The organism is Flagellimonas aequoris (assembly GCF_003584165.1).
Taxonomy (GTDB): Bacteria; Bacteroidota; Bacteroidia; order Flavobacteriales; family Flavobacteriaceae; genus Flagellimonas; species Flagellimonas aequoris.
The window spans coordinates 65,357-78,076 of the sequence record NZ_QXFJ01000011.1 but is presented as its reverse complement, the minus strand read 5'-3'; the positions used below and the strand labels follow the sequence as shown (position 1 = coordinate 78,076).

11 protein-coding genes are annotated in these 12,720 nt (G+C 41.6%); 6 read left to right on the top strand and 5 right to left on the bottom strand.

Annotated features, from left to right (window positions below):
- Window positions 1-57: 57 nt before the first annotated feature.
- On the bottom strand, window positions 58-1,560 hold the full coding sequence (gene gltX, locus D2U88_RS04995; RefSeq protein ID WP_119639215.1) for a glutamate--tRNA ligase: 1,503 nt from the start codon (window positions 1,558-1,560) through the stop codon (window positions 58-60).
- A gap of 163 nt (window positions 1,561-1,723) precedes the next feature.
- Here gltX and D2U88_RS04990 point away from each other — a divergent pair, with 163 nt between their 5' ends.
- From D2U88_RS04990 to D2U88_RS04965, 6 genes are all read left to right on the top strand, one after another.
- The gene (locus tag D2U88_RS04990; RefSeq protein ID WP_119639214.1) at window positions 1,724-5,119 is read left to right on the top strand and encodes a hypothetical protein; all 3,396 of its coding nucleotides are present in this window, start codon (window positions 1,724-1,726) and stop codon (window positions 5,117-5,119) included.
- Complete coding sequence (gene ybeY, locus D2U88_RS04985; RefSeq protein ID WP_119639213.1) at window positions 5,112-5,531, top strand: rRNA maturation RNase YbeY; 420 nt, start codon at window positions 5,112-5,114, stop codon at window positions 5,529-5,531. Before D2U88_RS04990 ends, ybeY begins: the two co-directional genes overlap by 8 nt.
- Window positions 5,532-5,533: 2 nt before the next feature.
- A complete protein-coding gene (gene mnmG, locus D2U88_RS04980; protein ID WP_119639212.1) occupies window positions 5,534-7,402 on the top strand; it encodes a tRNA uridine-5-carboxymethylaminomethyl(34) synthesis enzyme MnmG in 1,869 nt (622 codons plus the stop codon).
- Window positions 7,403-7,419: 17 nt separating this feature from the next.
- Window positions 7,420-8,046, top strand: a complete 627-nt coding sequence (locus tag D2U88_RS04975) for a hypothetical protein (RefSeq protein WP_220473485.1) — start codon at window positions 7,420-7,422, stop codon at window positions 8,044-8,046.
- Window positions 8,024-8,863: a class I SAM-dependent methyltransferase gene (locus tag D2U88_RS04970; RefSeq protein WP_119639210.1), complete on the top strand. Its 840-nt coding sequence runs from the start codon at window positions 8,024-8,026 to the stop codon at window positions 8,861-8,863. The genes D2U88_RS04975 and D2U88_RS04970 overlap by 23 nt, the downstream gene beginning before the upstream one ends.
- Before the next feature lie 231 nt (window positions 8,864-9,094).
- The gene (locus tag D2U88_RS04965) at window positions 9,095-9,601 is read left to right on the top strand and encodes an OmpH/Skp family outer membrane protein (protein WP_119639209.1); all 507 of its coding nucleotides are present in this window, start codon (window positions 9,095-9,097) and stop codon (window positions 9,599-9,601) included.
- A gap of 48 nt (window positions 9,602-9,649) precedes the next feature.
- Here the strand turns inward: D2U88_RS04965 and D2U88_RS04960 are convergent, their stop codons facing one another.
- The 4 genes from D2U88_RS04960 to D2U88_RS04945 form a co-directional block, all read right to left on the bottom strand.
- Window positions 9,650-10,225: a DUF7010 family protein gene (locus D2U88_RS04960; protein WP_119639208.1), complete on the bottom strand. Its 576-nt coding sequence runs from the start codon at window positions 10,223-10,225 to the stop codon at window positions 9,650-9,652.
- Between the two features lie 31 nt (window positions 10,226-10,256).
- Window positions 10,257-10,979, bottom strand: a complete 723-nt coding sequence (locus D2U88_RS04955; RefSeq protein ID WP_119639207.1) for a YqjF family protein — start codon at window positions 10,977-10,979, stop codon at window positions 10,257-10,259.
- 65 nt (window positions 10,980-11,044) lie between these two features.
- A complete protein-coding gene (locus D2U88_RS04950) occupies window positions 11,045-11,440 on the bottom strand; it encodes a DoxX family protein (RefSeq protein ID WP_119639206.1) in 396 nt (131 codons plus the stop codon).
- A 14-nt stretch (window positions 11,441-11,454) separates the two neighbouring features.
- Window positions 11,455-12,606: a DNA polymerase III subunit gene (locus D2U88_RS04945; protein ID WP_119639205.1), complete on the bottom strand. Its 1,152-nt coding sequence runs from the start codon at window positions 12,604-12,606 to the stop codon at window positions 11,455-11,457.
- Between the last annotated feature and the right edge of the window lie 114 nt (window positions 12,607-12,720).

Here is a 12,720-nt window from a genome sequence, read left to right as displayed (position 1 = left end):
TTTACGAAACTCTTGCACACCATAGGTCGCCATCGATCAAGTTTTGTTACAGATCCGTCAATTGGATAAGGTAGTAATGGCGGTTTTGATCCGCTGTATACTTTCTTCTTTTCCAATCAGTTCCAAGATGTCGAACAAATGGGGTCCTTTCATGTCGCCGACAATGATAAGACGCAATGGAGGCATTACCTTCCCAAAGGAAAGTTCTTTTTTGGAGATCCATTCCTTTACTAGGGTCTCAATATTAGAAGATTCAAATTCTGTAATGCCGGACAGTACTTCCGAAACTTCCTCCATGATTTGGGGAGTGTCTTCTTTCCACTGTTTTTTTACCGCTTTTTCCTCATAGCTGGTTGGTGTTTGGAAAAAGTAATCGCTCAAATTCCAGAAATCCGAAACAAAAACAGCTCTTTCCTTGATCAGGGAAACCACCCTTTTCACCTTTGCAAAGTCGACTTTAATTTGTCTCTCTTGTATGTCTTTGATAAATATTTCAGCCAATTCATCATCCGTTTTTCTTTGGAGCCACTGCTGATTATACCAATTGTTTTTTTCTGGGTCGAATCGTGCCCCGGATTTGTTCACGCGTTCCAAACTGAAAATCTGTACCAGTTCATCCCGGGAGAATATTTCCTGTTCCGTTCCTGGGTTCCAACCCAATAGGGCTAAAAAATTGACCACAGCCTCCGGGAAGAAACCGGCTTCGCGGTAGCCCGTTGATTCATTCCATGAAAGGGGAAATACAGGGAAACCTCCTTTTTCACCATCGCGTTTGCTCAACTTCCCTTTTCCAACAGGTTTCATGATGAGTGGCAGGTGTGCAAACTTAGGGGCATCCCATCCAAAGGCTTGGTAGAGCAATTGGTGCAATGCTAAAGACGGCAACCATTCTTCACCGCGGATGACGTGGGTAATTTTCATCAAATGGTCGTCCACAATGTTGGCCAAATGGTATGTGGGCATGCCATCGCTTTTGAACAAGACTTTATCATCCAAAATGTTGGTGTCGATGGTTATCTCACCCCGAATGATATCGTTCAAGATAAGCTGTTCATCCTGTGGCGACTTAAAACGGATAACATAATCTTCGCCCGCTTTCAATTTGGCATCCACTTCTTTTTTGGACAGTGAAAGTGCATTGGATAGTTTTAATCGGTTATGCCAGTTGTAAATGAACGTTTTGCCTTTTTCCTCGTGGTCCTTTCTGTGAAAATCCAAACTTTCGGCAGAATCAAAGGCGTAATACGCATTTCCATTTTTGATAAGCTGAAGGGCATAGGCTTTGTACAGGTTTTTGCGTTCACTTTGGCGGTATGGCCCAAATGCACCTTCTTTACCGGGTCCTTCATCAAAAGGAATTCCGCACCAGTTCAGGGCTTCGATAATGTATTCTTCGGCCCCTTCCACATAACGGTTTTGATCGGTATCCTCGATTCGTAACAGAAAATCACCGCCATTTTTCTTGGCGAAGAGATAGTTGAACAGCGCAGTGCGGAGACCGCCAATGTGTAATGGCCCCGTTGGGCTGGGCGCAAATCGGACCCTTACTTTTTCACTCATGGCATTATGCTTATGGCGCAAAGATACGCTCCGCTTTACGATTAGAAAAGGATTGATGGATGCGTTTCCTGTGTTTCTTGGTGTGTTGTTCGTCAAGGTTTAACAAAAATTTTCTCCTGATTTGTTAAGGATCAGGTATTTTGGTAGAAGATAAATTCAGCAATTGGGCAATTACGAGGAAATATTGAACAAATTGAGTGCTTTCATCAAAAAGTACTACACCCAGAAATTGATCAAGGGAGGTTTACTTTTCTTGGCTCTCGGCATGCTTTTTTGGATTGCCATAACATCTTTGGAGTTTTTGTTGTGGTTGAACCAAGGTTGGCGGTTGACCCTGTTCATCCTCTTTGTTTTGATTGAATTGTTCTTATTTTATAGGTTCATTGTTGTACCCCTTTTATATTCATTTCGAATTCGAGGCGGAATCACCAACAGGGAAGCGTCTGTATTGATCGGGAAGCATTTTCCTAATGTTGATGATAAACTGCTGAACCTTTTGGAACTTTCGGATTCCAATGAGAAGACCGACCTTTTGTTGGCCAGTATTGAACAAAGGGCTAGCAGTCTAAAACCCATACCTTTTGCACAGGCGGTGGATTTTAAACAAAGTTATTCCTATGCCAAGTATGTCGTGATTCCGGTGGTGCTTCTTGCTTTTATTTGGATTTCTGGCAACATTGTTTCGTTCTTCAATTCCCATGAAAGGGTGTTGCATTATGACCTGGCCTATGAAAAACCGGCACCGTTTACTTTTCATCTTTTGAACGATAAGCTGGACGTTTTGGACAACGAACCGCTCACGATCAGGGCCACCACAGAAGGGTCTATTCGGCCAGAAAATATGAGTATTGTAGTAAATGGTGAGGAATTGTTGATGAAGCAGATTGGTAGTGAGTACACCTATACTTTTGAAGCACCGGTGACGGAAAGCTCATTTTATCTAATGGCCAATGGTTGGAACTCCAGAAGCTACTCCGTTAAAAGTTATGCCACACCCGCATTGGTTGATTTTAAAATGCAGATGCTGTATCCCAAATACCTTAATAAGTCACCAGAGATGATATCGGGCACGGGTAACGCGGTGATACCTGAAGGGACTCGGGTAACCTGGCAGATAGAGGGAGTTAATGTAGAAGGCATACAACTGTCTTCAAAGGATTCTATTTATGAGTTTCACGAAGACGGTAATTCTTTTACATACCAAAGTAGGCTGTACAATGATTTTGCCTATGAGTTGAACACCTCAAATTCCCATGTGAAGAATTTTGAAAAACTTGGTTATCAATTGGATGTTGTAAAGGATGCCAATGCCACGGTCCACGTGGAACAATTTTTGGATTCCTTGAATCCTAACCAATCTTTCTACACTGGTCAGACCACTGATGATTATGGGATAAGTAGGATACGCTTGGTCTGTTATCCTTCGGATGATGCCAAGGCTATTCAACGGTTGGATCTGGAAACCCCCAATACCAATGTGTATCGTTTCTATTACACTTTTCCATCTGGACTGCAATTGGAGGAAGGCAGGAGCTATAAGTTGTTTTTCGAAGTGGTTGATAATGATGGTATTAGAGGCGGAAAAGTTACCAAAAGCCCTATTTTCAACGCTACGCTATACGATAATAATGAACTGATAAACAAGGAGTTACAGTTTCAAGACGCTACTCTGAACAAGATGAATGAATCCTTGAAAGCATTTAAGGAACAAAAGCAAGAGCTCTCTAAAATTACTGAGAGTCAGAAGGAGGAAAAAACGCTTTCTTATGAGGACAAGGGGGAAATCAGAAACTTTTTGAAGAAGCAAGAGCAGCAGGAAGCCCTGATGAAAAAGTTCAGTAGGGAGTTGAATGAGAGTATCGACAAGGGGAGCGAGGATAGTGAGCTAAAAAAGATGTTGCAGGAACGTTTGGAACGACAAGAATTGGAGGCCAAAAAGAATGCTGAGCTTTTGGAGGAACTCAACAAGATTGCTGATAAGATTGATAAGGAAGAATTGCAAAAGCGACTTGAGGAACTGGGTAAAAACCAAGGCAAAAATACCAGGAACCTAGAGCAGATCTTGGAATTGACCAAACGCTACTATGTCACTGAAAAGGCTTCGCAGTTGGCAATTGAATTAGAGAAACTAGCCGAGAAGCAAGAGGTACTCTCTGAACTTAAATTGGGACAGGATTTTAGTGACAAAGAGCAAAAAAAGCTTAATGAAAACTTTGATGGTTTGGAGAAGGACATCCGAGAATTGGAAAAGGATAATCAGAAGTTACAAAAGCCGTTGGAGTTGGACACAGATAAAAAGAAGACCGATGATATAAAGGAAGACCAAAAGGATGCTTTGGAGGAAATCAACAAACAGCAGGGAATGGATGAATCTTCCCAAAGTATACAAAAGCAAGAAGCTGGAAATAATGCGTCCAAAAAACAAAAGTCAGCAGCACAGAAGATGCGGGAATTGAGCCAGGCCATGCAGCAAAGTTCTATGGGAGGTGGCGAAACGGATTCCGAAGATGCCGAAATGTTGCGACAGATTTTGGATAACTTGGTCACGTTTTCTTTCAAACAAGAGAACCTGTTCGATAACCTTCAAACCGCGGATGTGGATATTTCCCAATTTTCCAAAACGGTCAAAGACCAACAGAATCTACGGAGGTTATTTGAACATGTGGATGACAGTTTATTTGCCCTGTCCTTGAGAAGGGCAGAATTGTCCGAATTTGTAAATGAACAGATCACGGAGGTCTATTATAACATCGATAAATCCCTGGAAAGTATTGCTGAAAACCAAATTTATCAAGGGGCCTCTTATCAGCAGTATGTGATGAATGCCACGAATTCGCTTGCAGATTTTTTGGCCAATGTTTTGGACAATATGCAACAGAACATGAACCCAAGTCAGGGAAATGGTCAAGGGTCCAATTTCCAGTTGCCGGATATCATCAAAGGGCAGCAAGATATTCAAGATAAAATGCAGGGTTCAGGTCAGGAAGGTAAACCATCACAGCAGGAAGGGGAACAGAAGGGGAACGATGGAAAAGGGCAACAGGGCGAGAAGGGTTCACAGGGTTCAGGCAAGGAACAGGGAGAAGGACAGAATGGTGATAATGGATCTACAGGAGGTCAAACCGGCAATGGTCTTGAAGAGATGAGCCTGAATGAAGTTTATGAGATTTACAAGGAGCAACAGTTTCTTCGGGAAAAGTTGGAGGAGCAATTGAATGATATGATTAAGAAGTCTGATCAGGACCTCACCAAAAAGCTGATCCAACAAATGGAGGATTTTGAGAATGACCTTCTAGAGAATGGCATTACCAATAGAACCATGAGCAAGGCGAACAACATCCAACATCAATTGATGAAATTGGAAAATGCCAGCTTGGAACAAGGCGAGAAAAAGGAGCGTGAAAGTGAGACCAACAAGAATACTTTTACGAACCCCATTACCACAAAACCCGAGCTATTAAAAGATTACCATAACGACATTGAAATATTAAATAGACAAGCTTTACCTTTGCGGCAAAATTTTGAAAAGAAAGTAAAGGTATATTTCAATAATGATTGAGTTTCATTTTAGGTCTGATTTGTTGTTGGAGAATAAATCCGATTTTTCCGATTGGGTAAATAGAATATTGGAATCTGAAAACTTCTTACTAGGACAAATCGACTATATATTTTGTACGGACGATTATCTTTTGAAACTCAATCAAGAGTATTTAAATCACGATACGTTTACGGATATTATCACATTTGATTATACCAACGGAAGGACTATTTCCGGAGATATTTTTATTTCCACGGAAAGGGTCCAAGAGAACGCCAAAAGTTTTGAGGTGGACTTCCACGAAGAGTTGTTGCGGGTGATGAGCCATGGTGTTTTACACCTTATGGGATATGGCGATAAGTCGGAAGAGGACAAGAAAATAATGCGCGCGAAGGAGGAAGAAAAAATGAAAATGTTCCACGTGGAACCATAGTTATGTTTGAGAAGGAATATGATGTTATTGTAGTAGGAGGAGGTCATGCTGGCGCTGAGGCAACAGCAGCTGCCGCCAATATGGGGTCAAGCACTTTATTGGTTACCATGAACCTTCAGACCATTGGACAAATGTCTTGTAACCCCGCCATGGGAGGTATTGCAAAGGGGCAGATTGTTCGTGAGATTGATGCGCTAGGGGGCTACAGTGGAATCGTCACGGATAAATCCGCGATACAGTTCAAGATGCTCAACAAAAGCAAAGGCCCGGCTATGTGGAGTCCAAGGGCCCAGAATGATCGGATGCGTTTCGCTGAGGAATGGCGAATGGCTTTGGAAAACACCCCCAATGCGGATTTCTATCAAGAGATGGTTTCCGGAATATTGGTGGATGGCGACAAGGTTGTTGGGGTAAGAACCAGTCTAGGGATCGAGATCCGATCAAAGGCCGTGATATTGACCAACGGGACATTTTTGAATGGACTCATCCACATTGGTGAGAAACAATTTGGTGGGGGAAGAGCAGGAGAAAAAGCGGCTACAGGAATTACAGAACAACTGGTTGAACTGGGTTTTGATAGTGGTAGAATGAAGACGGGAACACCTCCTCGTGTAGATGGCCGTTCGTTGGATTATGCCAAAATGATTCCACAGCCCGGGGATGAAAAGCCCGAGAAATTCTCCTATTTAAATATCCCTGTTTTAAAAGAGCAAAGGGATTGTCACATGACGCACACCAGTGCTTTGGTACATGATCTTTTAAGGGAAGGGTTTGATCGTTCTCCTATGTTCAATGGTAGAATCAAAAGTTTAGGACCTCGATATTGCCCGTCCATTGAGGACAAAATAAATCGATTTGCAGATAAGGATTCCCACCAGATTTTTGTCGAACCAGAGGGCTGGAATACGGTCGAAGTTTATGTAAACGGTTTTTCTACTTCATTGCCCGAGGATGTTCAGTACAAGGCGTTGAAATCGGTAAAAGGGTTTGAACACGTGAAGTTTTTTAGACCTGGATACGCCATTGAGTACGATTATTTTCCGCCTACACAGCTCAAGCATACACTCGAAACAAAGCTGGTGAACAACCTGTATTTTGCGGGACAGATTAACGGAACTACGGGATATGAGGAAGCTGCTTCCCAAGGGTTGATGGCAGGTATCAATGCCCATTTAAAAATCAATGAAAAGGAACCTTTTATCCTCAAAAGGGATGAAGCGTATATTGGGGTTTTGATAGATGATCTCATCACAAAAGGCACAGAAGAGCCCTATCGTATGTTCACTTCCAGGGCCGAATACCGAACACTTTTGCGACAGGACAACGCTGATTTGAGACTTACACCCAAAGGATTTGAAATCGGTTTGGCCAAAGAGGAGCGTATGCGTAGAATGGAGGAGAAGCTGGATAAATCCGAAAAGTTTGTGGACTTTTTCAGAAAAACCAGTTTCGATCCAGAAGAGATGAATCCGATTTTAGAATCAGTGGATTCAGCCACGGTTCGTCAATCGGACAAACTCTTTAAGGTCTTTTCTAGACCAAAAGTGACCATGGATCATATGTTGCAATTAAACGATGTTTCGGGATATGTTCTGGAAAACGAACTGGACGCTGAGGTGATGGAACAAGCTGAGATCTTGGTGAAATATTCCGGATATATTGAAAAGGAGAAGAACAATGCGGACAAGCTACATCGATTGGAAAATGTCCGCATACCCGACCATTTTGATTATTCCCAGTTAAAATCACTTTCGTTCGAGGCACGGGAAAAACTGGAATCCATTCGCCCCGTGACCATATCCCAGGCTTCAAGAATCAGTGGGGTTTCTCCAGCAGACATTAGTGTTTTGTTGGTGTATTTGGGCCGATAACACATGCTTTGTTCCACGTGGAACATGAATTAAAATTTTCTTTTTCACTCCATATATGGCTTAATTTTTGTGTTTGCTTTTGTTCAAATCCAGCCATCATGAAAAGGTTTCTGCTCGTTTTTTTCGCCTTCATTTTTTTAAGTTCTTGCATCCCATTACGGATTGCCCCAAACATTAAAGATTACAAAATCACAAAGGGAAAAAGGTTTAAAAGAGGATTACCCAAAAAAACAATCTTTGTTTTTGAAGACCCTAAGGATGCCGATGAGTTTTATAATTACATCAATACTAAATTTCAGCTAGACGACTATTATGTGGATGTTCAAGTGCCTTTTGAGGTAGAAGGTAAAACGTATTTCTTTTCATTTTATGAAGTTGAGATTCCGACAAAGACGATTAATTTAATTCCTTTTGTTGTTGATGGTATTTTAGATCAGGCGGCAGATATGGACCCCATTTTTGAAGAGGTCTACACAACTCGAACAGGAAATTGGTATATCGCTTTGGAAGTTTTTAGCGATACGGAGAAAGATTGTTTAAAAGAAGGTTCTGTTTCAAGGGATATAGTTTTGCCCTATCTTCGGTATCTGAAAAACGAATATTTGGCCACCGATAATTATAATGAAGTTGTTTTTAAAAACTAAAGACTTTTCTGTTTCAGGAGAAACCTTTGAGTTGTTCAAGGATGAAGAATTGGACATGCTGGTTACCCGACCTCAACCTGAAAATCTCTCCAAGTATTACGAAAGTGAGGACTATATTTCCCATACAGATGCCGAAAAGTCCCTGATGGACAAAATGTATCAGGTCGTAAAGAGGAAAAACCTCAAAAATAAGATTCAATTAATTGAAAATCAGATAAATAAACCCAAATCTTTACTGGATATCGGTGCAGGGACCGGTGATTTTCTACTTTTCGCCAAATCGAGAGGTTTTGAGGTGGTTGGTGTGGAACCCAACGAGAAGGCCAGACAACTATCTTCCCAAAAGGGCATTCCTCTTCATCAAGAAATCCAAAATATCATAGACCAAAAATTTGATGCCGTGACCCTTTGGCACGTTTTGGAACATTTGCCCAATTTAGATGACCAGATTAAAACCATAACCTCGCTTTTGAAAAGCAATGGTGTTTTGGTGATAGCGGTCCCAAATTTCAAATCATATGATGCAAGTCATTATGGAAAGTACTGGGCGGCTTATGATGTACCCAGACACCTTTGGCATTTCTCCAAAACATCCATTGCCAAACTTTTTGATCCACATGGAATGGAGGTAACCGCCATTAAGCCGATGTGGTTCGATGCGTTTTATGTTTCCATGCTCTCCGAAAAATATAAAGGCAACAAACTATATTGGATGAACGCTTTCTTCGTTGGATTGTGGTCCAATGCAAAGGCTGTTGTTACCAAAGAGTATTCATCGCTCATTTACATCCTTAAAAAGAAAAACCAGCCAGTTTAAGAGCCTCTTTTAAACAATCTTTCATCAATGCGGCCTAGGCCATTGGCAAGAAAAGAAACGCTTAAAAACCCTTATTTCTGCAAGCCAATAAAATAAGGATGTGTAATCTTAACGGAAGTTTTCTATAAATTTTATTTATAACTTCTCTTGGATCAATTTTTCAATCCAAAAAAGATAATGACCACCATTCCAAAAGCTTTTCTATTTTTGCGCATCTATAAAAAGTGAATGATGAAAAAAATTATGATACTTGCCCTTGCTGTTACGGCCATGGCATGTCAACAGAACAAGATTGGATTTGTGGACAGCGTAAAGTTGATGGACGAATACCAAGAGAAGATGGATGTGGAGGCCCGTTTTAAAACAAAAGCCGATGCCATGACCAAAAAGAGGGACAGTATTTCCCAATCCTTCCAAATGGAACTACAGGCGTTCCAGGCAAAGGCCCAAAAAATGTCACAACAAAGTGCCCAGGAAGAATATGGCCAGCTGCAGCAACGCGGTCAGTATATTGGCCAACAATTGCAGCAAGAAGAGCAGCAGTTGCAAGCTACCAGCCAAGTGGAAATGGATTCTTTGGTGAAGAAGGTGAAGAAAGAGATCAAGGAATATGGCAAGGCCAACGGGTACACCTATATTTTGGGTGGGGGCGATGGTGGTTCCGTGCTGTATGGCGAAGAGGCCAACGATCTAACCCAAGCCATCTTGAAGATTTTGAACGACAAGTACAAGAAATAGTGTGAACTTCATTCAGAAGAATAAGCCCATTCGAGAGAATGGGTTTTTTTATACCTTTTGGGACCGGAATTTTAAGAACAGCAAAATACCGAAACCAAGTTCAATGGTAGATCCGATCAATGCCGAAAGCGCAGCATCAGCTTTTAGGGCAAAGAGAGCGAAGGCCGCAACCCCTAGTAGTCCGCCCAATAACCAATAGATTTTTAAGCCGTACAGCGTGGAAAAAGTCAAGTAACGCCCACCAATAATGAGCAGCATCCCCTGAAAAAACCAAGCGTGGTTTTGTAGGGAAAGGAGCAGGGCCAAGGGAATGCACAACAACATAAAAAAGGTGCCTTCCATGGCCAGATTCCCCAGCGGGTTTCCTTTGGAATGTTTTCCGGGAATACCCAAAGGTTTGGATACTAAAAGACTTAAAGGGTGTATGAGCATGCCACCAAAAAACAAGGTCCAAACGGCAGTTTGTGAAGAAACCTGATGGGCGATCACGGCAGAAACAAGCCAAACCGTTCCCGATACAAGCGCACCCAAGGCGCCATTGGCATAACCGCTCCGCATATTGGATTGGGATTCAATAATACTTGTCTGAGATAAATAGGGACGGTTTTTTGAGTCTATCTTCATGATATTAGAAATTAGCAGGAGAAAATTCTACTTATATGAACACTTTGTTCATTTTCCAAGCCAATACTTGAACTCCTTTTGAAAAATGAACTAGTTCTGGGCCTTCTTGAAACAGTTTTTTATATCTTGGATAATCTACCTCAAATTGCTGAAATTTTAGCTCACTTAATGGCCACTCCAAATGGTGAATATCGTATGTATTGATTGAATTGATTGTGTTTTGAAAAAGTGCATATCGTTCAGTTAACCACAGATCTAAATCATTTTTATACATTTTTGGAGCCCCAATCTCAAAGGTTAATTTCAATTGATCGCCGAACAATTCATTTTTGGATTGACAAGTTGTCGTTGATTTTATGATACAAGAATAGCGATAAGGAAGATTTGATATAGCTTTCGCTATTTTACAAGAAAGTAATTTTTCTCCTTCTATACTTAGAAAGAAAACCCCAGGTTTATTATTGAATTTGACGTAGGTACGAATATTTATTTCATGAAAATTTGAAATCGGAGGGAAGTATGGTAAATTTTTTAGTCGGACTTTCTCCATTGTAAATACCACGACAGAAATCCATGGGCTTCCAGCAAACAAATCTATTTCTAAATGTTTGGGGACAAACTTCTCAAGTTCTGACAGCGAAACTTGATAATGCAAGAATAAAACATTATTCCATTCTTGATAATAGGCCCATTTTTTATTTAGTAATGGCCAAGGACGATGTTTTGTACCTCCTAGAATATCTTCAATGCTCATGGGCTAACATACTCATTTTAGGCATAACGATTGAAATCGAATGACAAACACAAGATAAATTAGGATCACTGCATCAAATACACCAAAAAAACCGTGGGAATCAAATAAATCACAATGGTTTTGGCCCCGTCATAATCCTTGGCTACACGTTGACCTAACAGCAGCATCAAAAGCGTAACGGCGGAAAGAATGGACCCATACAGCCCAATGGAGCTTTCTCCATCTATGGAAAATTGGAAGATGCCTACCCCGCAAAGAATCCCCGAGAGCATTTCCAAAACCATGATGATGCCCAAAAGTAAGGGAACCCCTCCCTTAAAAATCGATTTGGAAAAATGGCCGGTCAACCAGCCCACGTTCCCTTTCCAGTCCATGACTTTGTCTATACCACTCTGTAAAAAGGTAATGGTCAAAAAAGCCAATAGCAAAATCTCCGTAGCGTTTGAAATTAAATTTTCCATGGTCAGTAAGTTTTTTATGCGGCCTTGGCGTGCAAGAGCCGAGTCAGTTTTATCGATAGATCTGTAAAAATGAGTTTCGAGTTTCCGTTGCGTTCCACGTGGAAAATGGCCCTTTCCAACTCTTCCACAATATCCAAAATATTGTTTTCGTGGACAAAAGGCGCAAATTTTCCCAGATCAAAACCCTGCACATGAATCTTGGTATAGACCAGTTCATCGGCCTTATAATTCAACAGGAGGGCCTGTCGCATCATGGTCAGGCAATAGTTCAAGAATTGCTTCTGTACTTCTCGGCCTGTTTTGGCCACTTCATCACTCCATAAGATCAATTCTTGAACAGCCCCTTTGTTCCCTTTGGCCTTAAAGGCACTCCGGACCCATTGTACAAACCAACGCTCGAACACCAGATCTTCGGAATCCTTGTTCAACAGGTCCAGGGCCTTGTTGAAATTTCCATTGGCTTCTTGTGCAATGGTGTGGGCCTCCGCGGCACCTACACCACGTTGGATCAACCCATCTGTTATAACTTGCTCCGCCAAAGGAGGAAAATGAAGGATTTGGCAACGGGATCGAATGGTGTTGATAATCTGTTCCTCCTCTTCCGCCAATAGCAACAAAACGGTTTTGTTGGGCGGCTCTTCTATCAACTTCAACAATTTATTGGCTGCGGAAATGTTCATTTTTTCGGCCATCCAAATGATGAGCACTTTATACCCGCCCTCGTAGGATTTCAGGGAGAGCTTTTTGACCACATCCTGAGCCTCGTCCACACCTATTTGTCCCTGTTTTTTTTCAATTCCGATGTGTCGGTACCAGTCAAATAGATTGCCATACGGCTGTTCTTTTACAAACTGTCGCCATTCCTCCAAAAAATGGTCGCTCACGGCATGGGATTTTATCTTGTCCGAATTGGAAACAGGAAAGGCAAAATGCAGGTCAGGATGTGTCAGCGAAGCACATTTGGTATTACACAATGGGTTTCCGCCTTCGTTTTCGCCCCCCGTATTGTTGCAGAGCAAATATTGGGCATAGGCCAAGGCCATGGGCAAAATGCCGGAACCCTCGGGGCCGACAAAAAGTTGGGCATGGGCCACCCTTCCGGTTTCTGCGGTGGTCACCAAATGGTTTTTGATATGCTCGAGCCCTAAAACATTTTTAAAAAGCATATTTCAAAGATACGGTATTTAAGGGTGTTGGATTTCACAGGTTTTTATGAAAAAGCCCAAAAATATAACGAAACCTTCCAATCCAAAAAGCAGGAAATCTTTACTTTTGAGACG

Excerpts from the sequence above, each read along its gene's own strand:
- gltX (WP_119639215.1), bottom strand. The coding sequence starts at position 1,560 with ATGAGTGAAAAAGTAAGGGTCCGATTTGCGCCCAGCCCAACGGGGCCA.
- ybeY (WP_119639213.1), top strand. The coding sequence starts at position 5,112 with ATGATTGAGTTTCATTTTAGGTCTGATTTGTTGTTGGAGAATAAATCC.
- mnmG (WP_119639212.1), top strand. The coding sequence starts at position 5,534 with ATGTTTGAGAAGGAATATGATGTTATTGTAGTAGGAGGAGGTCATGCT.
- D2U88_RS04970 (WP_119639210.1), top strand. The coding sequence starts at position 8,024 with ATGAAGTTGTTTTTAAAAACTAAAGACTTTTCTGTTTCAGGAGAAACC.
- D2U88_RS04965 (WP_119639209.1), top strand. The coding sequence starts at position 9,095 with ATGAAAAAAATTATGATACTTGCCCTTGCTGTTACGGCCATGGCATGT.
- D2U88_RS04960 (WP_119639208.1), bottom strand. The coding sequence starts at position 10,225 with ATGAAGATAGACTCAAAAAACCGTCCCTATTTATCTCAGACAAGTATT.
- D2U88_RS04955 (WP_119639207.1), bottom strand. The coding sequence starts at position 10,979 with ATGAGCATTGAAGATATTCTAGGAGGTACAAAACATCGTCCTTGGCCA.
- D2U88_RS04950 (WP_119639206.1), bottom strand. The coding sequence starts at position 11,440 with ATGGAAAATTTAATTTCAAACGCTACGGAGATTTTGCTATTGGCTTTT.
- D2U88_RS04945 (WP_119639205.1), bottom strand. The coding sequence starts at position 12,606 with ATGCTTTTTAAAAATGTTTTAGGGCTCGAGCATATCAAAAACCATTTG.